Genomic DNA, 26,316 nt, shown 5'->3' on the forward strand with positions numbered 1-26,316 from the left:
TCATACGGCGGGCTAGGTGTCGTGTAAACGGAATCCTACAGCCGACCGACGCGGCGAACCGTCCTCCATCCTCAACCATCCTCAAGATGCAGCAGCAACGCCGTGCCGAGAAGCAGGCTGATTCCCGCCGGACTCCAGGCCGCCATGATGACCGGAATGGTTTCCGACATGCCGAAGGTGCGGACGACGTCGGTCATGACGAACAGCACGAAACCCGTCAGAACACCGCCCGTCACCATCGTCATCGTGCCGCCGCGACGCGGCATCCGCAGCGAAAAGACGGCGGCGAACAAGACCATGGCCAGAAACAGGAACGGTTGCGACAGCAGGGATTGGTAATGCAGACGATGGCGCACCGCCGGAAAGCCGGTGGTTTCCAGCGTGTGGATGAAACGCGGCAGATCCCAAAAGGAAATGGTTTCCGGCGGCGAAAAGCTTTCCTCAATCGTCGCCATGTCCAGTTCGGTTGGAATGGCGTAGGTCGCGTGTTTCTCTGGATCCTTTTTGGGACGGCTCAAAACGGCGTCCTGCAACACCCACTTGCGGTCTTTCAGGTTTGCGTTCAACGAATCCAATCGACCTAGATAATTTTGATCGGGATCAAACAAGAAAACAATGACATTCGTCAGGTCAAACGTCGACGGATTGACAAAATCAGCATGTATGAAGAATTGTTCTCCAGAGTTATTTTGCCTTAGCCAAAGACCGTTGCGCGATATGTTCAACGAACTTGATTTCATCTTCAGATATCGATCTTGCAGTTGATCGTATTTGGCGATGAACACGGCCCCGACCGGATTGATGATCGTCACCTTGACCACGCCGATGGCCGCCGCCGCGATCAACACCGGCATCAGAAACTGCCAAGCCGACACCCCGACGGCCCGCGCCACCACCAGTTCGGCGCTGCGCGTCAACCGCCAGAAGGTGAACATTCCGGCGAACAGGATGACGAACGGAAAGATCTGCTGCCCGATCTCCGGCAGTTTCAGGAACGCCATCTGCACCACCAACCCAAAGGTGACGTGCGGCTTGGTCCCCGCGCGTCGCAACAACTCGACAACGTCGAGCAGCAGCACGATGGACAGCAGAATCACCATCAGCAGGCAGAACCAGATGACAAACTGGCGGCCGATGTAGCGGGACAGCGTGGGCGAGGAGTACATGGAAATCCGGCCTCCGGGGCCACCCGGCGCACGGGACCGGGCAGAACACGAACAAACGCGACGGGCTGGTTGGCCCGCGATGCTCCGTCTGCGCTGTGTACCCGTGTTGCGCCGCCAAAACAACCTTGGTCAATGCGCGCCCATCCGCCCAAACCTCTTTTCCAACTGGACTTCCCCGGCCCATGGTTCAGACTGACCCTTACCGAAGAGATGGTTCGGAGGACGGTCGATGACGGAAACGACGGTCGCAATCCGGGAGGCTCACGCCGCCGACGCGGCGGGCATCGCCCGCGTTCATGTTCAAAGTTGGCGCTCCACCTACCCGGGCTTGATCCCCGATTCCTTTCTGGTCGGCCTGTCGGAACCGGCGGCGGCGGCCCGCTGGCGGGCGGTGGCCGAAGCGCGCGGCCCCGGCCGTGGCGCCATCGTCGCGGTGGACGCCACCGGCCATCTCAGCCCGGATCGGACGCCGGGAAGCGTCGTCGGCATCGCCTCCTTCGGCGCGTGGCGGACGGCGATGCAGGATTACGCGGGCGAATTCCACGCGCTCTATCTGCTGGACGAAGCCAAGGGGCTGGGCATTGGCCGGCGGTTGATGGCGGCGATGGCCGAACGGATGCTGGCCGCCAACGTCGGTTCCGCCGCCGTGTGGTGCCTGAGCGACAACCCGTCGCGCTGGTTCTACGAACGGTTGGGCGGCGTCCGCGTCGCCGAGCGGCCAATCCGCTTCGCCGGGGCGTCTTTGCTGGAGGTCGCCTATGGCTGGCGCGATCTTGCCCCGCTTGCGCGCTTGTCCGCAGGGCCGGAGTTGCGGTAGACACAGGCCTTGAGTCCCCCGCATCAGGATTCGTCGATGTCGACCGCCGCAGCCTCTCCGTCCAACGCCCCGCTTTCCAACGAGCGCGTTCTTATTCTCGATTTCGGATCGCAAGTGACCCAGTTGATCGCGCGCCGTGTGCGCGAGACTGGGGTCTATTGCGAGATCCACCCCTTCAGCATGAGCGCGGAGACGATCCACGCCTATGGCCCAAAGGCGGTGATCCTGTCCGGCAGCCCGGCCTCCGTCACCGAAGAGAATGGCCCGCGCGCCCCGCAGGCCGTGTTTGACCTTGGCGTGCCCGTTCTCGGCATTTGCTATGGCCAGCAGACGATGTGCCAGCAGTTGGGCGGAAACGTCTCCGGTTCCGACCATCGCGAGTTCGGGCGCGCCTTCATCGAGATCACCGAGAACTGCGCCCTGTTCGAGGGGCTGTGGGCCGTCGGTTCGCGCGAGCAGGTGTGGATGAGCCATGGCGACCGCGTCACCGCGATCCCGCCCGGCTTCCGCGTGGTCGCGGTCAGCGACGGCGCGCCCTTCGCCGCCATCGCCGACGACGACCGCCGCCTTTACGGCGTGCAGTTCCACCCGGAGGTCGTCCACACCCCGCACGGCGCGCAGCTTCTGGCGAATTTCGTCCATGGCGTCGCCGGGCTGAAGGGCGATTGGACGATGGCCGCCTTCAAACAGCAGGCCATCGCCAAGATCCGCGCCCAGGTCGGCGACGGCAAGGTGATTTGCGGCCTGTCCGGCGGCGTCGATTCGTCGGTCGCGGCGGTGCTGATTCACGAGGCCATCGGCGCGCAACTGACCTGCATCTTCGTCGACACCGGCCTGATGCGGGCGGGTGAGGCCGACGAGGTCGTGACCCTGTTCCGCGACCATTACAACATCCCGCTGATCCACCGGAACGCGTCCGACATGTTCCTGGGCAAGCTGGCGGGCGTCACCGACCCGGAGCAGAAGCGCAAGATCATCGGCGGCCTGTTCATCGACGTGTTCGACGAGGAAAGCCACAAGATCGGCGGCGCGGAGTTCCTGGCGCAGGGCACCCTGTACCCCGACGTGATCGAAAGCGTCTCCTTCACCGGCGGCCCGTCCGTCACCATTAAGTCGCACCACAATGTCGGCGGCCTGCCCGACCGCATGAAGCTGAAGCTGGTCGAGCCGCTGCGCGAATTGTTCAAGGACGAGGTCCGGGCGCTGGGCCGCGAGCTTGGCCTGCCGCAATCCTTCATCGGCCGCCACCCCTTCCCCGGCCCTGGTCTGGCGATCCGCATCCCCGGCGACATCACCCCGGAAAAGCTGGAAATCCTGCGCAAGGCCGACACGGTCTATCTGGAGGAAATCCGCAACGCCGGTCTGTACGACGCAATCTGGCAGGCCTTCGCCGTGCTGTTGCCGGTGCGCACCGTCGGCGTGATGGGCGATGGCCGCACCTATGACCATGCGCTGGCGCTGCGCGCGGTGACGTCCACCGACGGCATGACCGCCGATTGGTACCATTTCCCGCACGAGTTCCTGGCCCGCGTCTCCAACCGCATCGTCAACGAGGTGCGCGGCGTCAACCGGGTGGTCTACGACATCACGTCCAAGCCGCCGGGGACCATCGAGTGGGAATGATTCACGCCGGTCCGAGGGTATCCGAAACCACACCAGAATACGCCTTAACCAACTGATAAAGAAAACTTTCTGCTATCGCCTATCGATGACTGTCGGTGGGCGGCGATCACGCCTGACGGACCGGTTGACGGCCCTTGCCCATATCGATGATCGCGAAAATCAAAAGCACCGTCAGGAGAAACACGGCTCCTGACGGTGCTTTTTGAGAGGTGACACGGGATGCTGACCGATGCGGCGACCAAGGCACTGAAACCCAAAGAGAAGACCTACAAGATCACCGACAGGGACGGCACGTAAGTCCGCGTGGACCCGTCGGGTACGGCGTCGTTCAGAATCAACCACCAGTTGAACAGTCGGCGCGAAGCGGTCTATCTCGGCACGTATGGTTGGGACGGGATCTCGCTCGCTCGGGCTCGCGAGCTCTGCTTGGACGCGCGGCGGGCGGTCAATGACGGTCGCTCACCCGCCATCGAAAAGCAGAGGAAAAAACGCCGCCTCAAAGAGGCCAAGAGCTTCGGCGCGTTCGGGGAGAAGCGGCACACCAGCGCGCCGATGGTCGGCGGCGCCCGGGCCATGCGCCGCTCAATTTTCGAGCGCGAACCTCTGCCTGTGTGGCGGAACCGACTGCTGACCGAGATCACGCCCGACGATCTTCGTGCCCTGTGCGCAAAGATCGTCGAACGCGGAGCCCCGGCAACGGCGATCCATGTGCGCGATATTCTGAAGCAGATCTACGGCTTCGCGATCCTCCACGGCAAGACGGTGGACAACCCGGCCGATGGCGTCGGTCCCTCCTCGATCGGCACATTCACGCCAAAGGATCGTGCCCTTTTCCCCGCCGCCACGCTCGCCGCCTACCAAGCCTGCACCTATCGCAGTCGGCTGACCGACTTGGTCCGAGAGTACGCCCGGGTCGCCGTCTTCGACCGTTTGGCCCGCAGCGTGGCGCAGGCCGCCGAGGACGAAGTGATCCATGTGATCGAAGGAGACTACGAGTTCTGGCTGGATGGCGAAGTCGTCCCGTTCGCCCCGGGCCAATCGATCTTTCTGCCACGCCGTGTGCCGCATGCGTTTCGGGTTGTCGGGGCAACTCCTGGGCGCAACCTTACCATCTTAACACCGGGCGGCTTCGAGGAATTCTTCATCGAAGTCGCCGCGCAGCCACTGCGGATTCCGGACGACATGGCGCAATTGCTGCAAGTCGCGGAGCGCTATGGCGTCGAATTTCGTGGTCCGGCGAACTACTTCTGCCTTGATGATGTCAAGCGACATCCCCAACTGCCAGGGCAATCGCTTGAACACGCTGTTGGCGATCCCGAGACAAATTTCGACACGGATTTCACGGACGTCTTCCTTGGGCCAAGGCCCATAGCGTCGAAAGCTTCGCTCTTTGGCGGAAAGCCGTGAAATCCGTGTCAGATCTTGTCAGACATTCCCGATCTCTTCGTTCAAGCGATTGCCCTGCCCGAACTGCCCCCTGGCGACACGAGGAACTGCCCCCGGGCGGATCACCGACATCGCCTTGCAGGAGGGAGAGCGGTTGGCGGGAACCGGTCCGACCGCCGTCGGCGACACCGTGCGCTGGATCATCGGCGACGCCGAGAGCGGCGCCGGGGCCGCGACGAGACTCCACATCCTGGTCAAGCCGACACGGCGCGACATCCAGACCAACCTCGTCATCAACACCGACCGCCGCACCTGCCATCTGGAGCTGCGCGCCACCGCCGCCACCTACATGGCCTCGGTGTCCTGGCAGTATCCCGAGGATCAGCTCATCGCCCTGCGCCGTGCGAACAAGGAGGCGGAGGCCCGACAACAAAACAGGCGGCATTCACGAGTCTGATGGAAGAACCACACGGGAAAGTCGGTGACGGTCTGGTCAAGCGCCGCCAGGTTCTCGCGGCGACGTTGATAAGCATGATGGCCGTGCTGCGGCTCGGGCGTATGCCATCGCCAACGCCCTGGATGGGCTGGACCGTGCGGAGGCTGCGCGTTTGGCCGGAATGGAGCGCCAAGCGCTGCGGGAGGCGGTACGGCGCTGCAACGCGGAAGGGGTGTCGGGCCAGTTCGACCGGTTGAAATAATAAAAGGTGAAATGATGCATGATTTATTTGAAATAAATAATATCCATGAGCGTTATATTGTTCTGAAAATATTTTTTGCCCTTTGGTGTTTTGTTTTATTTTTTCTGCCGCCGAGGTTATGGCCGGAAATGATTGTTATTTGTCTTTTTCATCGACGGATGTTTGCTCCACTGGTTTGTTCCATTATTGAGAGGTGTCTACTCCCAAAACAGAGCATCGCTTTGAGCGTTGACTGGTTGAACGGATGAGCCAGGGGCAGCCCTGGAACAGGAAAGACTTGGCAAATCCGTGCTTGATGTGGAGATGCCGCAGCTTACCCCAAAACGGAGACGACGATGGCCTTCCCATTCCCGAACCGACATGTGGTCAGTCTTTTGCTTTCCGCTGCGCTGACGCTGACCGCCTGCATGCAGGCATCTGACGACATTGACCTTTCCAACAGTCGCATCACCATGAAGGCCTTGTACCGCGCGACCTATCAATCTGAGATCCAGCCGCCCCCCCAGCGGGTAATTCACGCATGGACCATCGACCTGACGCGGCCTGACGGCCAACCGGTTGAAAACGCGCGGTTGTCGGTGTCGGGTGGCATGCCGCAGCATGGGCATGGGTTGCCAACGGAGCCGCGTATGACAAAAGAGTTGGGTCATGGGCGTTATCTGATTGAGGGACTGAAGTTCACCATGCCCGGCTGGTGGGAGGTGAGCCTGGATATTGAAGCCGCCGCCGGTCACGACACCGTCACCTTCAACCTTTCCCTATGAGGGGCTTCTATGAAGGTTAGAGGTTTCACCATAGCTGTTGCGACCGGTCTGATGTACGCCGTCGGCGTGGCCGGCGCAGCGGACCCAATCCGCTGGAACGACGCAGAACTGGCCACGATCCGTTCGCTGTCGCTGTCCAGTTTGCCCCCCGCGCCAACGGATCCTTCAAACCGTTGGGCCGACGACCCCATGGCCGCAGAGCTTGGCCGTAAGCTTTTTTTTGACACGCGCTTGAGCGCCAACGGCACCGTCTCCTGCGCAAGTTGCCACAAACCGGACCGTGGTTTCCAGGATGATCTGTCGCTGGCCCGAGGCGTCGGCGTGGCGCCGCGACGGACTATGCCGCTTGCGGGCGTCGCCTATTTGCCGTGGCTGTTCTGGGATGGCCGCAAGGACAGCCTGTGGTCGCAGGCGCTCGGCCCGCTTGAAAGTCCGGTGGAGCATGGTTCCAACCGCAAGGAACTGGTCGGCGTGGTGGCGCGTCACTATGCAAATGACTACACTCGCGTGTTCGATGGAGCGCCTGATCTTGGGACAGATGAAGGAATCACCCGGACATTTGTCAACATCGGCAAAGCGATCGCCGCCTATGAACGGCGTCTGCTTCCTAGCGAAGGGCGGTTCGACCGTTTTGCCCAGTCGCTGCTCGCGGGGGGAAATGGTGATGGGCATTTGGACGCGAGGGCGCAGGGTGGTCTAAAGCTGTTTCTCGGAAAGGGTGGTTGCGTCAATTGCCACAATGGCCCCCTTTTGACAGACGGCCACTTCCATAACACGGGCGTGCTGCCGGTTTACGGCCTTCCGCTGGATGAAGGGCGCTCTGTGGGGGTTGCAGTGGTGGCGGACGATCCTTTCAACTGTCTGGGGCGTTACAGCGACGCTGCGCCAAGCGACTGCTCCGAACTGCGATTCATGACAAAGAAGGGAGAAGCGTTGGTGCGCGCTTACCGGACGGCGTCATTGCGTGGTGTGGCAAATCGGACACCGTTCATGCACGCTGGGCAGTTGGCGACATTGGATGATGCGGTCGCTCATTATAACACCGCGCCGCTTTCCCTGGGCGGGCGCAGCGAACTGCGCCCGTTGGGTTTAACCCTGGAAGAACAGGCGCAACTGACGGCGTTTCTGCGCGCACTTGATGGCGGAGTGGTTGAAAGAAACCCGCTCCACGTTCCACCGAAAGAAATGCCATGAACGGCGTCGGATCGGGAATGCAACGGCACTCATGATCCATGCCGGGGTTGTGCCGTTGAAGCGGTGATTGGGTGTGGCGCAGCAGTTCGCGCTGTGGCGCCACACACATCATGATTCGAAATCGCGCCAGACGAGGCCGTCATTCTGCGGCAGGACTGCGGCGTGTCGGCGCTGCGAGAACCAGGGCGGCTACAGCCGGAAGAAGCGGCGCGAAGGAAACCCAGAGGACCATGTTCCACCCATAGATTGTCAACAGCCCGCCGGAGGCGAAGGAACCCAAAACCATCGTCCCAAAGATGATGAAGTCATTGAGTGACTGCACCTGTGTCCGCTCTTCAGGCCGATGGCACTCCAGCACCAGCGCCGAAGCCCCGAGAAAACCGAAATTCCAGCCGACGCCAAGCAAGATCAGGCTCAACCAGAAATGCGCTGTCTCGATCCCCGACAATCCGACCGCCGCTGAAGCGGCAATCAAACCCAATCCTGTGAGCACCAGGCGGGAGGCGCCGAATCGTGCGATCAGCCGTCCGGTCACAAAGCTTGGGGCATACATTGCGATCAGGTGCCACTGCAGACCGAGATTGGACGTTTCCTGCGACAGGCCGCACAGCCGCATCGCCAACGGCGACGCGGTCATGATGAAATTCATGAGCAGGTAGGACACCAACCCGCAGATTACCGCCGAGACAAAGCGGGGGTGACGCGCGATTACGGTGATCGGACGACCGCCCCCCACATCCACCGCAGTTGGTTTCGGCAATCGGACCTTGCACAAGACCAGGGCGGACAGAGCCGCGACGGCGGCTTGGGCTAGATAGGTGGCTGCAAAAAGGTAAGGCGGCCACAGGTCCATCGTCAAGGTGACGAGTTGAGGACCGATTATCCCGGAAAACACCCCCCCCGCCATCACGGTGGACATGGCGCGCGCGCGCCGTTCCGGCGCCGCGCAATCTGCGGCGGCAAAGCGAAAGGAAAGCACCACGGCGGCATAGGCCCCGCCAAAGATCATCGCCGCGCAGAACAGCCAGAACGATCCCAACACCACCCCCAGGGCGGACAGCAAGCCGACGAGGATGCCGCATCCTGTTCCCGCCAAAAACGCAGCGCGCCGACCGCTGCGGCGGGCGATAACGCCGACTGGCAAGGTGCACAGCGCCATGCCCACCACGAAGATGGAGATCGGCAACGTTGCCAGCGCCGGGCTGGGCGCGAGCGTGTTGCCGATGACCGCACCCGTTGCGTAGACGACCGCCGCGTTCGCGCCCGCAAGGGCATGCGCAATGGCTAGGCGCAGAACATTGTCGGCCTCATGCTTGTAGAGGTCTTCTGGGATGGGCCCACTCTCAACTCTGGTTTCAGTTTGTGACATGGAATTCCTCAGGCTGCGCGTTGGCCGTGCCACTGCGTCGTCAATGTGTTCATTCCAGCGATACCGGCGGTCGTCATCCATCTCAGTGGGGAGTGTGGCTGGGAGGTTCTGACACATGAAGAGGAGATCGCCTGTCGGTTTCATTCCGGACGCTGGAAATGAAGGTTTCGACTGTGCCATGGAGCCGCATAGCTTCCTTCGACAGACTGTCGGCGGCCGCAAGCACCTCGGTGGCCGCCGAACCGGTCTCGGCGGCGGCATGGTTTACCTTTGAGATGCTGACGGAAACCTCCTGCGCGCCCTGCGCCGCTTGTTGGACATTGCTGGAAATGTCACGGCTGGCCACGCCCTGTTGCTCCACGGCGGCGGCGATGGCCGCCGCGATTTCATTCATGTTGTGGATGGTGGCCTCAATCGCTTCCATGGCCACCTGTGCGCCGCCGGTGGCTTGCTGGATCTCGTGGATCTTGGCCTGGATCTCTTCGGTTGCCTTAGCGGTTTGGTTGGCGAGGCTCTTGACCTCCGACGCGACGACGGCGAAGCCCTTTCCGGCATCGCCAGCCCGCGCCGCCTCGATCGTCGCGTTGAGCGCCAACAGGTTGGTTTGGTTCGCGATAGAGTGAATAAGGCCAATGACATCGCCAATCTGTTGGGCGGCATCGACCAACCCCATGATTGTTCGCGCCGTTTGCTGTGTCTGATGAACGGCCTTGCTGGCGATTTGGGTGGAGTTCGCAACCTGACGACCAATTTCACCGATCGAGTCGGACAAATGCTCCGTGGCGTTGGCGACCGTCTGGACGCTGGCGCTAGCTTGATCGGAGGCTGACGCGACGATCATCGTCTGACGGCTGGCTTCTTCGGCTGTCCCGGACATGACGGTGGCGGCGCCTTGCATCTGGTTGGCGGCGGCGGCCACGACCTCGACCACACCCTTGACGCTTGATTCGAATTCAGAGGCCAGTCTCAGCATTGCTTGGCGCCGTTCCCCCTCGCCTTGGGCCTTCAACGCTTCCTGCTCGGCTTTGAATTTCTGTTGTGCGACGCAGGCGGCTTTGAAAGCCTCTGCCGCGACGGCAAGATTCCCGATCTCGTCCTTGCGGTCTGCGCCCTCGACGTGAACCGAAGTGTCTCCCGACGCAAGCCGCCGCATGACGGCAATCACATTGTGGATGCCTGGTGTGATTGAACGCACGACCAGGGCCGCAAGCGCAATTGATAGCAGCAGGCCGACGGTGGTGATCGTGATGACTGTCGCGAAGATTCGCTGGTAATTGGCAACGGCAGCTTCATAGCTTTCCCTGGCATCCTTTACCTGGAGGCTCATCAATTGATCGAGCAAATCCATGGATGAAATAAAATATTTTGTCGCCGTTGTTCTTAAATTCGCCCTTGCACTCTCCAAATCTCCAGATTTTGCAAGAAATATTGTATTATTTCTGCTTTGCTCATAATTAGACAGTTCGTTAGAAAAGCGAATCGCAAGATCGCGCTCCGCTGGATTTAGTTCTGTAGATAGGTATTTATTAAGTTCTCTGTGGAGAATTTCAGTGAATTTTATGACGTCAATGGAATTTTTTTCCACGACATCTTGATTCTCGGCTCCCGCGATGGCAACCGCTCGGGTCCTTGCGTGGTGTAGATTATTCTGGACATTGCCGAGCGAGGCCAAGCCGATCGTGCGGTTTTCATACACGAAGCGCATGCCGTCATTGGCAATTTTTGCTCCATGCAAACCAACTGCGCTTGCAACAATAATTGTTATCGATAGAACTGAAATCAAAACGAAAAGTCTCGTTCCGATTTTAATGTTTGACATCATGGAAGACACGCCTTTCTCTACATAATAATGATGAATGATAATTGATATTATCATTCACTACTTAAATTAATTACACCCATTTTTGCAGCATCTTCGATCTGCCGCATTAGACTCACCATTGCATTCAGCACAGGAGTCATCGCAGACCATCGTTCAATATCTAATGGATCGATACTCATAATCGTCCATCGGAAGAGCTCAAGCGCATCGTTAATTTTTTTCCGAATAATATCGCTTGAGTATTCTGGCACTATGGAAATTTTATTTTGGATATCTGAAATGTCATTTAGAAGGTTTTCCCTTGAATCGCAAAGATTTTTGATGATTGCATCCATATTTGCGCGGCGGCGCTCTTGAATACGGTGGTGCATTGATCTGCTCCAAGGGATATTTGCAACACAGGTGAGTGATACGCGTGGATGTGATATCTTTCTGAGACTTCATCATCACGCGCCAATCATTTAAGAGAATCCGATGTTGTTTATTCAAACCAGAAAAATTGACCCATATATTCTACATACATACCAATAAAAACATGAAATCACCAGCCCATCCAACGCAAAAAACGATGATGCTCATAATAATTTCTGAAAATTATTTGAATGAATTATGCTTTGAATTTATATTTTTAATTCATGCGGATAATGATAAAAAATCAAAAACTGTTGGAGGACCTTTAGGCGTCAATTCCGGACAATCAATCATTTTAGCCTCAGCACTCCTTGACAGTCGCATAATTGCAGAAAAACTTTTGTGTTTTCTATCAATAGCGCGTGTATCACGTATTATTGTGTATGATTAGGTGCAGAAAAGCCCCCCACCCGTCGGACAGCAACCTGGCAGACAAGCCGTCGCCCTCCAACAGCACGCGCGTTGCTTTCCGGTCATGCCGAAGGGGCCGTTGTCTTCACCCTCGCGCGATTGGCAGATCGACCTCTTGCCGTGTCTCCAAATTGAGCCTGCGCAAGTCAGTCAGCTCGGTTCGACTTTTCGGTCGGACCGAGCCTCTGAAAATTCTGCGATGGGGCAGACAGCTCAGGCGGCGTTGCTTTCCGCTGCAGCTTGGGAACGGACTTCGTCGAGGAAGCGATCAACCTCGGTGGCCAGGGAATGGACCTGTTCGGACAGGCTGCGGGCTGCGGTTTGAACGTTCCCCGCTGTTTCACCAGCGGTCTTAGCGGTTTGGGCCAAGGCCGCGATCGTTCCTGACACGCCCTGGACGCCCAGCGCCGCCATCTCGACCGCGCGGGCGATTTCCTTGGTGGCGTCGTTCTGCTCATGCACCGATTGGCTGATAACGCCGGTGATCGAGTCGATCTCACCGATCGTGGCGCCGATTGATCCAATGGCCGTTGCCGTGGCCTTGGTGACGCTTTGCATCGCGGCTACATGGGCGGCGATCTCATCGGTGGCCTTGGCCGTCTGGTCGGCCAGCCCCTTGACCTCCGTCGCCACGACAGCGAAGCCCTTTCCAGCCTCTCCGGCACGGGCGGCCTCGATCGTGGCGTTGAGCGCCAACAGATTGGTCTGTTTGGCGATGGCGTGAATCAGCCCGACCACCTGGCCAATTCTCTCGGCGCTGGTGATCAATCCCCGCACCGTTTCATTGGTCTGCGCAGCGTGCGCCACAGCCGTGTCAGCCATCGCGGCGGAATGCCCCACCTGCTCGGTGATGCCGCCGATCGAACTGGCAAGTTCCGTCGCGGCGGCGGCGGCAGAACGGACATTGCCCTGAATGTTCTCTGATTCATAGGCGGCGTCTTTCGATTGGGACGACGCTTCGCTTGCGACGTTGGCCATTCGGTCGGCGCTGTCAGTCATCCCAGACGAAGCCAACGCGATGCCTTCGACCAGACGGATAACCTTGCTCTGGAACCGATCAGCCAGTTGCAGCAGGGCGGCGCGCATTTCCTCGGCGGCGCGGGCGGCTTGCGCCGTCCGTTCCTCGTGCATGCGATTGATGGCGGCGGCGTTGCCGCGAAAGACTTGCAAAGCACTGGCCATTGCGCCGATCTCGTCGACCCGGTCCGCATTGGGAACCTGGATGTCGATGTTGCCACGGGCAATCTCGTTCATAGCCGCGATCCCCGCACGCAACGGCTTCAACACGACGCTGCTCAAAAGGATGTTCAGCAGCGCTATCTGAACAACCAATGCGATCAGACAGATGGCGATCTGTTTGCGCGTCTGATCCCAGATGGCGGCGATCTCCTGCTCAAGACTCCAGGCGATCTGCAAGACGCCGATCAAACGGTTGCTTTTGCCGCTCACCACAGGAATGGTGATGATCAGATGTCCCTTGGCCGAACGGACCTGGGCGCCCTTTTCCGCAAACACCGCATCGGTCATGTCCTTGTCGGGGGATAGATCGTATTCTTTAAAGCGGGGATTGTGGTAGTCGACCAGAATCCCTAGGAAGGTGACCGCCCGCAGCGAGGTCAGTTGCACGTCGTTGGATTTGGCGAGCGGCATGAATTCTGTCTCGACAGCGGCGCCGTCGTTGCTCGCGATTCCGATCCGTATCGCGTTCGCCAGCACCTCGGCCTTGACCTTGGCGTCGCGCGAGGCAAGGCGGACAATGTCCTCGTACTGCATGGAGGCTTGCAGCGTCATAATCACGATAAAGCCGCCGCCTATCGCAATCACAAAGGCCGCGCTCACCTTGCGTCTGACGGTCCAGAATGCTCGGGTCCAAAACCGATGGGTACGGAGGACCGTGGGACGCGGCGCGGCAACCACCTCCTGGTTGAATTTTGAGGTCTGCACCTGCATACGAGAATCCCTTCTTTCCGGCTGAATGCCACTGCGGACAGCGGCAGCCCGGCTGCCATCAAGCCCCTTTGTGGAGCGGTGTTCGACCAACCGACTTTTCCGCATGGCTGGCAAATATCCCGGCGGAGCGATTGCGATATTTTGACAACTTCCGCATATTTGCTAATATATTTCACATGAATTCACGACGCATTTAGCGCGACATACTTCTACTCTATATTTTACTCGAATATAATTTTTGCGCTCCTGAAAATATTCAAAATTCTTATTTAGAATACAGGAATTTTATAATTATTTTTTATTCATGTTATTCTGTAACTGATAACGGATATGACGATAAAATTATCATGATAGCAATCATCACAAAGAAGAGGAGGACGGCGGTCACGGCCAGGAAGCCCGATGGGGAAAGAGCCAAAGTCGGCAATCCTCCGCGCTTACTTCCCGATAACCCGCACGAACCTCCTCATTGACCCGTGGTTTAATTGACTTCGGCGTATTGACCGTTTGCCCAGCGGTACATGACATAGGCTGGGGTCGTCAGGTCGCCCTTTGCGTCGAAACGGATGTTGCCGAGCACGGTGTCATAGCTGGTCTTGCGAATGGCGTCCGCCAGCTTGCCCGGATCGGTAGAGCCGACGGCCTTTACCGTGTCCACCCAAATCTGGAGGGCGGCGTAGGTGTATAGGGTATAGCCTTCCGGCTCGTAACCCATCTTCCGGAATCCCTCAACAACGACCTTGCTTTCCGCCTTCGCTCGCGGATCCGGGCCAAACGTCATCATGGTGCCCTCGCCAGCCGCCCCAGTGATGGCCCAATACTCGTTGGTCATCAGCGCGTCGCCCCCCACAATGGTGGCTTTCATACCCTGCTCGCGGATCTGGCGGGTGATCAGTCCAGCCTCGGTGTGGTAGCCGCCGACATAGATGGCGTCGATGTTGGCCTGCTTCAGCTTGGACACCAGCGCGGAATAATCTTTCTCACCGGCGTTGAAGGCTTCGTACAGGGTCTCCTTCACACCGATCGCACGCATGGTCTTCTGAGTCTCGTCGGCCAGCCCCTTACCTCCGGCGGACTTGTCGTGAAGGATAGCGATGTTCTTACCCTTGAAATTGGCAGCCAGATATTTACCGGCGATCTGTCCCTGTTGGTCATCACGACCGCAGACGCGAAAAACGTTCTTCAGACCCTGCTCGGTCAACCGAGGGTTGGTTGATCCTGGAGTGATCTGCAGGATGCCCTCTTCGGCATAGACCTGTGAGGCCGGAATTGAGGAACCGGAACAGAAATGTCCCACGACGAACTTGACTCCAGCTCTGGCCAGTTGGTTCGCGACAGCAACGGCTTGCTTTGGATCGCATGCATCGTCACCCACAACCACCTTGAGTTTCTGGCCCAGAACACCTCCAGCCGCGTTGACGTCAGCAACAGCCTGCTCCAAGCCCTTCTTCATCTGTTCGCCGATCGCAGCGGACTGGCCGGTAATCGGACCAGCGACAGCAATCGTGATATCGGCCTTTGCAGTGGTGGACAGAGCCGTCACAGCGATGGCTGCAAGAAGGTACAGCTTGAGTTTCATGGATGTGTTTGCTCCCTGTTGTGTACAGCTTCTATCGATTCTACTCTTTTGACCCTTGCGAGCTGCCTCCGCCGGGTCGATTTCCTACGGCTTGCATGCCGGCGTGGTGCATTCACTGGGCTGATGGCAAGAGCTACGGCGCGCTCCACTTGAACGCCACGCGGATATTCATCGCGCCAGATCCGCTCATCGGCGTTTTTGAGTCCAGATGCACTTGATCCTTACAAGGATGTATAGCCAGAAGAGAATCTCCCCCTGTGAGCAGACGATCAATTCAACGTCTGCCAATTCACAATCTTAACAGCCGAATTCCGTGCTTTGAGAGGACTAGGGAGCATCAATTTCAGCCATGATCTTGCTGACATCCGACAGCTCTCACGATCAATCAACTCGGCTAAGAACAGGCGCGTTGACGAGCTGGTCCAGGTGATGAGCCTGTCGGACGTCTCGAAATCGACGGCGTTCACGCTGTACAGGAACATCCACGAGGATGTCGGCGCCTTTCTCGACCGCCCGTTGGAGGGCGAGTGGCCTTGCCTGTGGCTGGACGCCACCGATCTCAAGCAGCGCGAGGGCGGGCGCATCGTCTCGGTCGCCGCCATAATCGCCGACGCCGTCCAGATCAAGGGCGCCAGCTACCGCCCTCAACATCCGCCCGACTTTCCACCACCTTGACGGATGCTAGCCAACTGGTGAGGTCGGTTGAGGCGCCGACAGGCGGATGACACAGGCCCCCCACGGCCAATTCAGGAGCCGATTTCGGCGTGGTTCTGCGCGCCGCCCAAAGGGGGAGGCTCTTCGCGGGCGCTATACTCGCTTGGAGCCATCCCGAATTTGCGCAAAAAGGCCCGGCGCAGGTTCTGTTCGTCGGCGAATCCGCACTGCCGCGCAACATCTTTAAGGCGTGCAACACCATAGTCGATGCGCCGACACGCCTCCTCCAGCCGGATGTTCTGCACGTATTCGGCAGGAGTCATCCCAACAAAAGCCCGAAACTGGCGGGAAAAATGGCGAGGACTCATGCTGACGACAGTCGCCAATCGCTCCACTGACAAGTCCTCCGCCAAATGATCGAGAACCCAGAGCAACAACTGGCCGAATTTATCATGCCGCCTCTCCGCCTCGATATAAGGACTGACCTGGGTGTGCTTGCTGGTGCGACGACGATAGACCAATAACTCCTGCGCGACAGCAATCGCTGTTTGCCGCCCCCAATCCTGTTCGACGAACTCAAGGGCTAAATCAATGCCCGAAGTCACGCCAGCCGAGGTATAGATCCGTCCGCTGCGGGTAAAGACCGCTTCCCGATCAATCTCACAAGTCGGCGTCAAACCCTTGAGTTCGTCAAAATACGCCCAGTGCGTCGTCGCGCGCCGACCATCCAGAAGACCGGCCGCCGCCAGAACAAGCGCGCCTGTGCACACCGAACCGCTGCGTTCCGGCTTTTGGACCGTGCGCGCCACCCATGCGAGCAGGGCCGGATTCTTGCAGACTTCAGCGTAACCGGCCCCCCCTGCCACGAGGAAGGTCTGCGCATCAACTTCATCCTCGCAACTCTTGGAAGCGATCAACTGGAGACCATTCGACATCCGCACCGGGCCTGCGGTCGCGGCGATCAATTCAACGGTGTAGGCCGGTATCCGGAACCCCCAGCGATCACTCAGCCAACGAGCGGTGCGACCAAACACCTCCAATGGCCCCGTCACGTCTAGGATTTGCGCGTTCGGGTAGACGAACATGGCGACCCGGTGCGGGGCTTCAGGTTCCTTCAGCGCGCCAGCGCCCGGCTCTCCCGGCCCAAAATTTGACCGACGTCGCCCTGTTGATTCAAACCTGCTCATGGCTGGACTTGACGCCTCCCGGACCTCCCAAAGCACAGGCTTTGGCGATTATAGTCATGAAACCACCCTAGCTTGGACACTCAGTTGAGCGCCAATTCCCTCAAGAGGAGATAGTTTTATAGAAAAAACTACGTTGCTCGCGCCAATGGCGTGTCGACTGAAGGCCACTGACCTGATGTTTGTTGTCCATCGGCAAGAAAACTACCGTCGGTATACCCGACCTGTCCTTCTATGCGATTGGATATTAACTCCAGACAATATGGCTATCCTACAACACAACAGGCGCGATGGGCAAGGTTGCCCACAGGAACCACCGGAACAATCGCACAGGAAGCACAGGTTGTTTTCAAGGAACCCCTCACCCCTGCGCAGGCAGATAGCCTAACATTTTCAACGGTTCTATTAGGCCAACTCTGGGCGCTTCACCCAAATGCGCCACAGCGCATCGCTGTAGAAATCCCATCGACAAAGGCTCACGCCGGACGCTCTGATGGGTTGGTTTTCCACGACAGGACAATGATATGCCAGACCCGACCTATGCCTCAGCCAACTTTGATGTTCAAAGCAAGCTGTCGCCACGCTTTCAAGTTGCTCCGAGACCGGCTCCATCGGCCAACTCGACCAGGTCTGTCAACCTGCGCGGCGCATGGTCGAATGGGATGCGGGGATTGATGGCGTCGGTGACGTCGGAGCCAACGCGAAAATCGACCGGACTTCCTTTTCCACCGGCTAAATCCTGGCGCGCTCAAACAACCCCCTCTCCATTTTACATTTAATTTTCTGGAGGCGCGCGCCGGAGACTGGCCTATGCTTCGATTCGCTCAGCCGATAAGGAGAAACGCCGCATTACTGGCACGGGCTGAGCCGCATTCTCTTAGGCAGTTTGGTCCACGGCAGGTCTCGAGGGTCTGCCTTCATTGGTCCAGGCGCTTTGGCTACTAGGATCGCTTCGCTGATTGGACCGAAGTCGGCCCGGAAGTGCACAGAGCTTTTATTGACCAAGATCTTCATGGCCTCAGGTTGAATCCCAACCATGCGGTAAAGATTCCTGTCGAACATCTGCACCTTGGTTGCGCTGACCACAATCCGAATTCCACTGATCTTCAAACAGGCCGCTCCATGCAGATTGATCTCAGCGCCACGCAGCATCGGACCTTCAAAAATGCATCGACCGTCCCCAACGTACTCCACCTCATAATCTCCATGAAGAGGTTCGTCCTCAACAATCCCAGACCGTCCACCCAACGCCAACGTAACGCGCGCACCGACTCCCGCCTTGGTCGCCATCGTCACCGCCTCCGGATCATAGAGAACCCCGAGAGCCGCCTCATCCGCGCCACAGCGAAGCAACGCCCGCAACATCCCGGTGGTGTCGGAATCAGCGCCCGAACCGGGGTTGTCCTGCGTGTCGGAAATAATCACCGGACGAGTAGCGCCAGCCGCCAGTCGCATGGCCTCGCGAACAGCGCTGTCAGGGTCGTAAAACTCAACCGCCCACGCCCCTTCGATGGATGTGATGCGATCATAAACTGCATCCACTGCAGCGTTCACAGCTTCCTGCGACCGGCCATAGCCCCAAACCATCGGCCCGCATTCAGCAAAATCAGAAGCTGGGAAGCCCGGAGCAAAAGATAGTGACAGCACATCTCCCTCATGTTTTTCCCTGAGAAACGCGTATGTGGACAGAGCAGGCTCAACCATGGTGCATTGGGCGTTGACGGGAATCAGGAACGGCAAACGCCGCGCAGCTCGGAACCAATGGTCAGGTCGCCTTAGAAATGCGTCGTGCAAGCCGACGGCACAGAATCCTGTGTCAGCGTTGTCGATGTGAGGATAGGTCTGATAACCGACGATGCCCGTTGCCTGCGACAACATCGCTTCCGTCATGTTGGCATGCAGATCAACTGAACAAAAAATCGGCATATCCGCTCCAACCACCCCCCGGAGACGGCGTAGCAACTCGCCTTCACCATCATCGTGTCGCTCTGTGACCATGGCGCCATGCAGGTTCAGGTAAATGGCGTCGAAGGTGTTCGTCGACGCGGCGGTCAGAATTTCGCCGACAATCCGTTCAAACGCCCTCGTGGTGACATGCGCGGACGCGCTGGCGCCCGCCCAAATGACGGGAATGACGTCATACCCACGCTCCTCCGCAGCGCGAATGAACCCACCAGTCGCCAAATTTACGTCGCGTAACCGAAACATTTCGGGGCCACGCATCATGGCTGGATACCCTTCTCCATTCACGAAATTATGATACGCTGCCTTAGTGGGGGCAAATGTGTTCGTTTCGTGCTCGAAGCCAGCGACCAGTACACGCATGTTTTCACCAATTATGGTCTTTGGATTGTTGATTTTTATTCCTCGGCAACGCGCGCTCTCTGGAGACTCTGAGAAACTGTTTAACAACCGCTTTTGTCATCAACATCTAGGGGCAAGACTCCAGAACGGACCACGACAGAGCGAGTCCGGCACGAGTTGTCAAACAGCCTCCGAGCCGAAGGCCGCCCCCCCGCCAACGACACCGTTTGCGGCGCTCGCTCCCCCCACATCTGATGGGGCAGCGCATCGACTTCCAACTCCAGATCGATGTTGCGGCGCGCACGCTATGTGACACTGGCGGCGTCGGCGACCTTGCGCGCGGTCTCCCGCATGGCCAAGCTTTGCTCATCCCGCAGACGCCGTCGTTGCGGCGATTCCGATCCAGATCATGGATTGTCCCGGAGGTGGATCGGATTGCTTCCACAGCGCCGTCCGTGACCGCATGCATCGCTTAGAGCAGATCGCGTTAAGTCAGGATCGATTTAGCGCGTGAATCTGCTCGATAAATCAAAGATTGGAGCACCGCGCTGTTTCAGATTTAGCGCGCGGCGCCCTAAATCTGGTGCTCGGTCTAGTCCGTGGCGCGGACGGTCTTCACCCCCGATCCAACGCGACGGCCTTCTTGCAGAAAACGCTCATGCTCGCTTTCCGGCACCATCGAGCCGCCAGTGGTCCAGACTACATGCGTAGCGTTGGCCATATGCGACCGCACCCCCCACCGTTCCAAATACTCAGCCCCTTCCGCCAGGAGAGCAAGCGGACCGCTAAAACCAGAGGCTGCGGACGGCTCCAACTTAAGGTTCTGAACGTCATGGGCAAGCGCGAGATGCTGGAAGAACGTCTGATCCTCAGCGGTCAGGATGCCGCCGATCAGCGGTCGCGCGACTTCAAAAGCCAAGAGTGAGGCGCGCGGCACGGCGAGACCATCCGCCTCCGTTTTACCAGACAAGCCAAAGTCATAGACCGACGGATGGCGCCCCTTCTCGCTCAGCATTTGAATGAGAAAGCAGGGGGTTTCTACTGGTTGCACAAAAAAACAGTGCACCGCTTTCCCAAACTCTTGATGCAAACCGAGGGCAATGCCTGCAGGAGCGCCGCCGACGCCGCAAGGAATGTAGACGAACAAAGGATGCTCTTTGTCCACGGGGATCCGCGCACGGGACAATTGGTCCCGCAGACGCCGCCCCGCCGTGGCGTATCCAGCCAGCAACGAGACGCTGTTCTCGTCGTCAATGAAGTATGCGCGTGCGTCAGCCCGCGCGGACTCACGACCCGCAGCCAGCGCCCCCTCGTGGTCACAGGCATGCTCGACCACCTTGGCCCCTCTTTGGCGCAGAAGTTTCTTCTTCCACGACTTGGCCGCTGCGGACATGTGTACAGTGGCCGAAAACCCCAATCGGGCCGCAAACGTGCCGACGCTCAGTCCAAGATTTCCGGTTGAACCGACACACACGGAGTAACGCCCGAAAACGGCCTTCGCTTCATCGAGATCAAGGTCAGACCAACCGCCTCCGTTCAACACCCCTTCGGCAAGAGCGACCCCTTCGGCAAACTCCAGAACAGCGTGCGCGCCCCCTCTGGCCTTGATTGATCCGACGACCGGCAACTCGTGATCGGCCTTAACCAGCAAACGCCCCTGTTCAGGTTGGAGGCCCAACGCTTCCGCAATCGGATCAGCGTCCAACAACGGGGAATCAATCACCCCACCCGATCCGCTTAACTCCGGAAAGAGCGCCGCAAGCAGCGGCTCGAAATATTGAAACCGGTCGCGCGCTCGCCCGACTCCCAGTTCATACGGGGCCAAGGAGTTGGTCACATCCTCTTCATCCGCCAACCGGTCAGGGTTGAGCCACAGCGTGGGCTTGCGGCTCTTCACATCCGACCATACGCTATTGTTTTCGTAGATCATTTGTTTTTCGTGCCCATATTTTCAATTCAAGCCATGAAAAAATACATACTGGCGCATGGCGTCGCAATAAATTTGTACTTATAATGGTATTATTTAAACTAATAACTCGCTTACTCCGCGCATTAATGTCAAGATATTCAAATAAATAGCGCAAAGCATTTTATGCAAACCGCTTCATTGAATTTATTATTTAAATTCCATTGATTTATAATCACTGAATCCACCGAATTAAAATACCTGTTCAACACTGATCTTTGGGTTCCGACAGCGGCTTATGGTCTGAAAAAGGAGATTCCTTCAACGGCCTTTTCTGTATCTATGGCGGGCAATCATCCACGAGGGTTGTCCGATGCCGCCCCCTCCGTACCAATAACAGTGAGATATCGGACCTGCCGCGACGCTCCGACCGCATCTTCGTCCACCACCCGCGCTTGATCCCCAATTCTGGATCCGGTCTACACCAAAAATGCGGATGGACCATTGGAAAGGCCGAAATTGACGCGCTCTCGTCCTCCCAGAGCGGAGAGTTTTATCGCAAAACGCTCCCAAGTTGTTGCTGACAAGCAGAGCGATCCGGCGGTCAGCACTATGAACGATAAACGATAAGCGATGCCCCGTCCCACGTACCCTTCCGGTCCACAATTGCATCGGCCTCGCCGACAGCACGCCCTTTATCCCCATTCCTGACGCACCTGATCGGCAGGCTGTTCATTAACGTATCCTTTCAATACACACCCTTACGTTCATAGCCATTCAAACAGGTCATAAATTTACAAAAATAAATTAACCCCGAATCAGTAAAATCTCCACTTCATCACCAGATTACCCAGCACAACAAACCAAATGACGCACGGAGATCAAAGTGAAGAATACTATTAGAAAGTATCTTATGTCTGCTGTATTTGTCGTCATTACGACATCATCAGCACTCTCAGGGAACGGAACGGCAGAAGAAGCAAAATCTCTTCTGAGAAAAGCGCGATCCCATTTCGATTCCGTCGGAGGAGAGCAGGCAATGAAGGACTTCTCAGATCCGAAGGGCATCTTTGTCGACCGTGACCTATACGTATTCTGCTACCAAAAGGACGGAATCATGGCCGCGCATGGCGTCAACCCACTCTTGGTGGGCAAAAATATTTTTGCGCTTCGAGACGCGGATGGAAAGCCATTTGCAAAGGATATTTTTGAACTCGCCTTGAACCAGGGCAGCGGCGTCTATGATTATAAATGGGTCAACCCGGTCAGCAAGAAAATCGAACAAAAGTCAGCATTCTTCCAGATGATAGGCGAATACCCTTGCGGTGTCGGTTTCTATAGAAATTGAGTGATTTGGAAAAAACATCAGTCAAAACAGGAAATTCACTAGATAATAATTGATAATGGCCAGAAAATTATGAAAAAACTTGATATAGCGTTTTCAAATTTGAGCATCTTCTCAAAAGTTTTAATTGCTCCAGGCGCAATAGCATCAATTCTATTGATTTTCGTTGGGTTCGCCAGCTTGGCTCTTTCTGACCAGAAGCACCGTTTCAATGTCCTGATCCAGGATGTGTTTGGTGATTATGAGCAGGTTTCCCAAGCTCTGGCAACGTTGACTGAATATCACACAGATCTTTACCGCATGAGCGCAATTGCTGGAAACGAAAGCGACAATCAGAAGCTTATTTTGAAAATACAAGATATGCTTTCCCGCTCAAAGGATTTGCCCACTGCTCTGCACGGCATTCAGGCATCCGCGCTCAATCCGATGATCCTTGGAAACCTGAGCATCAAAACGGAAAACTCGACCATTGAAGCTCCTCAATTGTTTCGTGAATCCCTCCTTCGGGAGGCCGCAATCTACACGGAACAGGCGCACCAGGTCATCGACATGGTCGCCGTCGATATTCCCACGGCAACGCTGTTCATGGTTAGCGCGGATCAGCAATACAGTGCGCTTGTCACACGACTGAAATCACTTGAGAAACAGAGCCGAGAACTTTCCAACGTCGCGCACGAACAAACCTCGCTTGCCGTGGCGCGCTCCGTCTTACTCTTTTTGATCCTTGCCGGCGTGGCGATCACGAGTGCGGTTGGCATAGCGTTGCTCACCGGGCGAGCGATCAGCCGCCCGATCACCGCGTTGACAAACGCGATGGGCGCTGTTGCCAATGGCCAGGATGTGGTTGTCCTTCACCTTGATCGTCGGGACGAAATCGGTGCGATGGCTCGCGCTTTAGAAGCCTTCAAACTCAACGCACAAGAACGCCGCCACCTTGAAGAGCTTCAATCGACGGAGCGGCAGGCGAAAGAGCGGCGGGCTGCGCAACTGGAAATCCTGATCGCCACCTTCAGCGGGTCCATGGCCCGAGCCATGGGGCAGATGACCAGTTCCGGTGGACAGATGCAGTCCCTGGCCAATCGGATGGCTGAACTGGCCGAGCAAAGCCACCGTCAGGCCAGCGCCTCCGTCGTGGCGGCGGAGCACACCTCGTCAAATGTGCAGGCTGTGGCCTCGGCAACCGAAGAAATGTCAGGTTCAATCTCCGAGATTGGCATCCAAGTTTCTCGATCGACCACGATCGCCGCGCAAGCTGTTAACGAGATTCAACAGACCTTGGTTACAGCGGGCAGCCTTATGGACGCCAGCCAACGGATTGGCGAGGTGGTCACGCTCATTTCGAGTATCGCGCGCCAAACCAACCTGCTTGCCCTGAACGCCACTATCGAGGCGGCCCGCGCCGCCGAGGCGGGCAAGGGATTCGCCGTCGTCGCCCACGAGGTCAAGGCCTTGGCCAACCAAACTGCGCAGGCCACAGATGACATTGCACTGCATGTTGCAAACATGCAGCGCGTGGCCAGCGAAGCCCTGACCGGCATTTCCAGCATTGAGAAGACAATCGGGTTAATCAACCAGAGCGCTTCCGTGATCGCCGCCGCGATCGAAGAGCAGACGGCAACCACTGCTGAAATTACACGCAACTTGCAGCAAGCGGCACAACGATCACAGACCGTGACCAACAATCTTCTTCACATCAATCAGGCAACGGAAGAGGTCGGTTCGTCGGCGGCGAGTGTCTTGGGCGCGGCCGATGCTTTGAATCTCCAGTCGGACGATCTTTGGAAAAATGTTGAAGGCTTCCTCGACGGGATCCGCGCGGCTTGATGTCCCCACCGCACTAGGGCGCGGCGCCGGGTTTCCGATCTCGTCGTGCGACTGTCCCCCCTTGGCAATAAAGGGTCCAGCGGGACGTATAACCCAACAAGCCGCCTCAGCCATCTCATTTTGATTGGATCACCCCCCGGTAGAAGGGCCGGGGAATGGCTCTAATCATCCGGCACAGCCCCATGCCCGCCACCATGAAAGCAGTTGAGTCGATGGACCGGGCATGCGGCCTTCCTTGGGGACTTGCTTGCCTGTCGGCATCCTCTCTGGTCTTCGGCCTCCGCGCAGAAACCTGCTCATAGGATTCGCAGATGTCGGACTCCCGTGCCTTGAGTGCGCCACAGCTTGTCGCCTTGGAAAGCTACTTGCTCTCTCTTCCCCGACCAGCACAGGCGCAGGCAGCTCTGGCCATCGAACAGGGCGAAGTGCCGGAATTGCACGCTGACCAGCGCCAATCGCTGCTGGCGGTTGTGCGTCCAGCATTGCAAGAGCGCCCAACCATCCGACAACAGTCGCTTTGGCGTGCGCTTTGTTGCGCTGCCGAACCAATGTTCGTAGACCACGCCGCTCAGCATCCTGGGTCGCATTGGGAGATTCCGCGATCACTCCTCGCCGGCATTCAGCGCTTCCTGACGCACCACTTTCCTCCGTTGGAGGAGTTGAGCGTGGCCTATTTGGATAAAGCGGATTCCCCTTCGCGGGTGGGCGTTCTGTTGGAGGCGGCTGAGCGGACTGGCTTATTCCTTGAGTCCGGCTTGAGCGGAACCGCTGCCGATGAAATCGGCCTCGGCACCTCGCTGCCTAAAGCCGTGGTCATTGACGCAACACGGTTGTTCGCCTCTTGCTTGCAAGCGTACCCAACCGCGTTTCACATCGGCGCCCAGGCGCTGGGTGTGTCACCACACCAGTTCGACACTCTGCCGACCCTTCCTCGAGCGCTCCGCCCGGCCCTGCCCTTTGATGAACCGCAACAATTGAAGATGCACCGCCTTGTGGAAAGAACGCCAGTCAAGCTACATCCGGCGCTGATCTTGATCCAACTGACGATGTTGCTCCGCCGACCAACTGAAATCCTGCTGGTCGCCACAGAACATGTACGGCGTGAGCAGGCGAACCGACTCTTCAAATCTCCCCTGGGAGGCGTGATCGATTGGATGATTGCACAAATGGAACGTCAGGCCTGGGATATAGCCAACACGGCGCCGAACCTGAAAATCATGAAATTAGGCTATCCGTCCTTGCTGGACACCGTGCAAGCGATTACCAAATTCCTGAGCAACTTCGATCATAATCATAAAAATTTGGAGCGATTGATCGCATTACCTGCCGAAACGGCGCTCGGAAAGCGCTTTCATACTCTAAATCTAAAAATCGGCCACATCTTGGCTCGCGATGTTCTAGCCCCCATTTTGGATCTCTTCAACGAATCCTCCATTGGAGGTCGGGCTGTGGCAGAGGAAACCGTTGCCGCCACACCTGCCTTGACAAAGCAGGAATGCGCGTTGATGCAACTCGCCACAATGGCTTGCTCGTTGGCTGATCGGAACGGGCAGCGCTTGGCCGCATTCACCGCCCGGTCCAGGATCATTGAGCAATTGGATTGCGCTTCCCTACAGTTCCGCCCGAGTCTTCTGTCGGCGTCAACGTCCTCGGACGATCTCGTGCATAAGGCTTTGGCTCATCACGTCTGTCTCTGCGGAAAGGCGGGGGCGACCAAAGCGCTGGAACATCTTCATTCCCGTCTTCCATCCGGATGGGAATCGACTCCGGCGCTGGGCGCGTGCCGAAACGGCGCGACGCAATGCTGCGCGTTGGTGCGCCGGACCCTTGGGTTGGGCAGAGGCGCGCTTGCCGGAGTGGACTAGCCCCTGGGATAGTCTCCACGGACCTGCTGTACGCTCAACGACCT

Annotated in this window: 19 protein-coding genes and 2 pseudogenes; 12 read left to right on the plus strand and 9 right to left on the minus strand. The window is 57.7% G+C overall.

Annotated features, from left to right (window positions below; translation table 11 throughout):
- Positions 1-71: 71 nt before the first annotated feature.
- Entirely contained in the window at positions 72-1,166 is a 1,095-nt protein-coding gene (gene lptG / locus ACODS4_RS11715) for an LPS export ABC transporter permease LptG (RefSeq protein ID WP_488863774.1), read from the minus strand.
- Positions 1,167-1,395: 229 nt separating this feature from the next.
- On the opposite strand from lptG, the gene ACODS4_RS11720 reads away from it, so the two are divergent.
- The 7 genes and pseudogenes from ACODS4_RS11720 to ACODS4_RS11750 all read left to right on the plus strand — a co-directional run bounded on the left by ACODS4_RS11720 (position 1,396) and on the right by ACODS4_RS11750 (position 7,648).
- Positions 1,396-1,983, plus strand: a complete 588-nt coding sequence (locus tag ACODS4_RS11720) for a GNAT family N-acetyltransferase (protein ID WP_488863776.1) — start codon at positions 1,396-1,398, stop codon at positions 1,981-1,983.
- Between the two features lie 36 nt (positions 1,984-2,019).
- Positions 2,020-3,606 carry a glutamine-hydrolyzing GMP synthase gene (gene guaA, locus ACODS4_RS11725; RefSeq protein WP_488863778.1) on the plus strand — a complete coding sequence of 529 codons (1,587 nt, stop codon included), beginning with the start codon at positions 2,020-2,022 and terminating at the stop codon, positions 3,604-3,606.
- A gap of 303 nt (positions 3,607-3,909) precedes the next feature.
- The gene (locus ACODS4_RS11730) at positions 3,910-5,013 is read left to right on the plus strand and encodes a cupin domain-containing protein (protein WP_488863780.1); all 1,104 of its coding nucleotides are present in this window, start codon (positions 3,910-3,912) and stop codon (positions 5,011-5,013) included.
- A 49-nt stretch (positions 5,014-5,062) separates the two neighbouring features.
- Complete coding sequence (locus ACODS4_RS11735; RefSeq protein WP_488863782.1) at positions 5,063-5,449, plus strand: TrbG/VirB9 family P-type conjugative transfer protein; 387 nt, start codon at positions 5,063-5,065, stop codon at positions 5,447-5,449.
- 76 nt (positions 5,450-5,525) lie between these two features.
- A pseudogene (locus ACODS4_RS11740) lies at positions 5,526-5,687 on the plus strand (IS630 family transposase); the annotation flags it as partial.
- A 338-nt stretch (positions 5,688-6,025) separates the two neighbouring features.
- A complete protein-coding gene (locus tag ACODS4_RS11745) occupies positions 6,026-6,454 on the plus strand; it encodes a FixH family protein (protein ID WP_488863784.1) in 429 nt (142 codons plus the stop codon).
- 51 nt (positions 6,455-6,505) lie between these two features.
- Positions 6,506-7,648 (plus strand): cytochrome-c peroxidase, encoded by a 1,143-nt coding sequence (locus tag ACODS4_RS11750; protein WP_488863786.1) that lies wholly within the window; start codon positions 6,506-6,508, stop codon positions 7,646-7,648.
- A 139-nt stretch (positions 7,649-7,787) separates the two neighbouring features.
- Here ACODS4_RS11750 and ACODS4_RS11755 read toward each other — a convergent pair whose 3' ends face one another.
- From ACODS4_RS11755 to ACODS4_RS11765, 3 genes are read right to left on the minus strand one after another with little or no spacing between them, the layout of a single operon-like run.
- The gene (locus ACODS4_RS11755) at positions 7,788-9,098 is read right to left on the minus strand and encodes an MFS transporter (protein WP_488863788.1); all 1,311 of its coding nucleotides are present in this window, start codon (positions 9,096-9,098) and stop codon (positions 7,788-7,790) included.
- 1 nt (position 9,099) lies between these two features.
- Positions 9,100-10,839: a methyl-accepting chemotaxis protein gene (locus ACODS4_RS11760; protein WP_488863790.1), complete on the minus strand. Its 1,740-nt coding sequence runs from the start codon at positions 10,837-10,839 to the stop codon at positions 9,100-9,102.
- A 50-nt stretch (positions 10,840-10,889) separates the two neighbouring features.
- Positions 10,890-11,210 (minus strand): hypothetical protein, encoded by a 321-nt coding sequence (locus ACODS4_RS11765; RefSeq protein WP_488863792.1) that lies wholly within the window; start codon positions 11,208-11,210, stop codon positions 10,890-10,892.
- A 164-nt stretch (positions 11,211-11,374) separates the two neighbouring features.
- On the opposite strand from ACODS4_RS11765, the gene ACODS4_RS11770 reads away from it, so the two are divergent.
- Entirely contained in the window at positions 11,375-11,641 is a 267-nt protein-coding gene (locus tag ACODS4_RS11770) for a hypothetical protein (RefSeq protein WP_488863794.1), read from the plus strand.
- Between the two features lie 233 nt (positions 11,642-11,874).
- Here the strand turns inward: ACODS4_RS11770 and ACODS4_RS11775 are convergent, their stop codons facing one another.
- Together ACODS4_RS11775 and ACODS4_RS11780 are read right to left on the minus strand one after the other, a co-directional pair.
- On the minus strand, positions 11,875-13,611 hold the full coding sequence (locus ACODS4_RS11775) for a methyl-accepting chemotaxis protein (RefSeq protein WP_488863796.1): 1,737 nt from the start codon (positions 13,609-13,611) through the stop codon (positions 11,875-11,877).
- 481 nt (positions 13,612-14,092) lie between these two features.
- A complete protein-coding gene (locus tag ACODS4_RS11780) occupies positions 14,093-15,190 on the minus strand; it encodes a branched-chain amino acid ABC transporter substrate-binding protein (protein ID WP_488863798.1) in 1,098 nt (365 codons plus the stop codon).
- A 384-nt stretch (positions 15,191-15,574) separates the two neighbouring features.
- Between ACODS4_RS11780 and ACODS4_RS11785 the strand changes: the two are divergent.
- A pseudogene (locus ACODS4_RS11785) lies at positions 15,575-15,820 on the plus strand (transposase); the annotation flags it as partial.
- A gap of 116 nt (positions 15,821-15,936) precedes the next feature.
- Here the strand turns inward: ACODS4_RS11785 and ACODS4_RS11790 are convergent.
- From ACODS4_RS11790 to dsdA, 3 genes are all read right to left on the minus strand, one after another.
- The gene (locus ACODS4_RS11790; RefSeq protein WP_488863800.1) at positions 15,937-17,031 is read right to left on the minus strand and encodes a GlxA family transcriptional regulator; all 1,095 of its coding nucleotides are present in this window, start codon (positions 17,029-17,031) and stop codon (positions 15,937-15,939) included.
- An 846-nt stretch (positions 17,032-17,877) separates the two neighbouring features.
- Positions 17,878-19,353 carry a M81 family metallopeptidase gene (locus ACODS4_RS11795; protein ID WP_488863801.1) on the minus strand — a complete coding sequence of 492 codons (1,476 nt, stop codon included), beginning with the start codon at positions 19,351-19,353 and terminating at the stop codon, positions 17,878-17,880.
- 571 nt (positions 19,354-19,924) lie between these two features.
- Positions 19,925-21,262 carry a D-serine ammonia-lyase gene (gene dsdA, locus ACODS4_RS11800; protein ID WP_488863803.1) on the minus strand — a complete coding sequence of 446 codons (1,338 nt, stop codon included), beginning with the start codon at positions 21,260-21,262 and terminating at the stop codon, positions 19,925-19,927.
- Between the two features lie 862 nt (positions 21,263-22,124).
- Here dsdA and ACODS4_RS11805 point away from each other — a divergent pair.
- The 3 genes from ACODS4_RS11805 to ACODS4_RS11815 all read left to right on the plus strand — a co-directional run bounded on the left by ACODS4_RS11805 (position 22,125) and on the right by ACODS4_RS11815 (position 26,272).
- Positions 22,125-22,586 carry a cache domain-containing protein gene (locus ACODS4_RS11805; protein ID WP_488863805.1) on the plus strand — a complete coding sequence of 154 codons (462 nt, stop codon included), beginning with the start codon at positions 22,125-22,127 and terminating at the stop codon, positions 22,584-22,586.
- 69 nt (positions 22,587-22,655) lie between these two features.
- Positions 22,656-24,407 carry a methyl-accepting chemotaxis protein gene (locus tag ACODS4_RS11810; RefSeq protein WP_488863807.1) on the plus strand — a complete coding sequence of 584 codons (1,752 nt, stop codon included), beginning with the start codon at positions 22,656-22,658 and terminating at the stop codon, positions 24,405-24,407.
- A gap of 311 nt (positions 24,408-24,718) precedes the next feature.
- On the plus strand, positions 24,719-26,272 hold the full coding sequence (locus ACODS4_RS11815; protein WP_488863809.1) for a hypothetical protein: 1,554 nt from the start codon (positions 24,719-24,721) through the stop codon (positions 26,270-26,272).
- The last annotated feature ends 44 nt before the right edge of the window (positions 26,273-26,316 follow it).

It is taken from the genome of Azospirillum sp. FG154, from assembly GCF_057809575.1.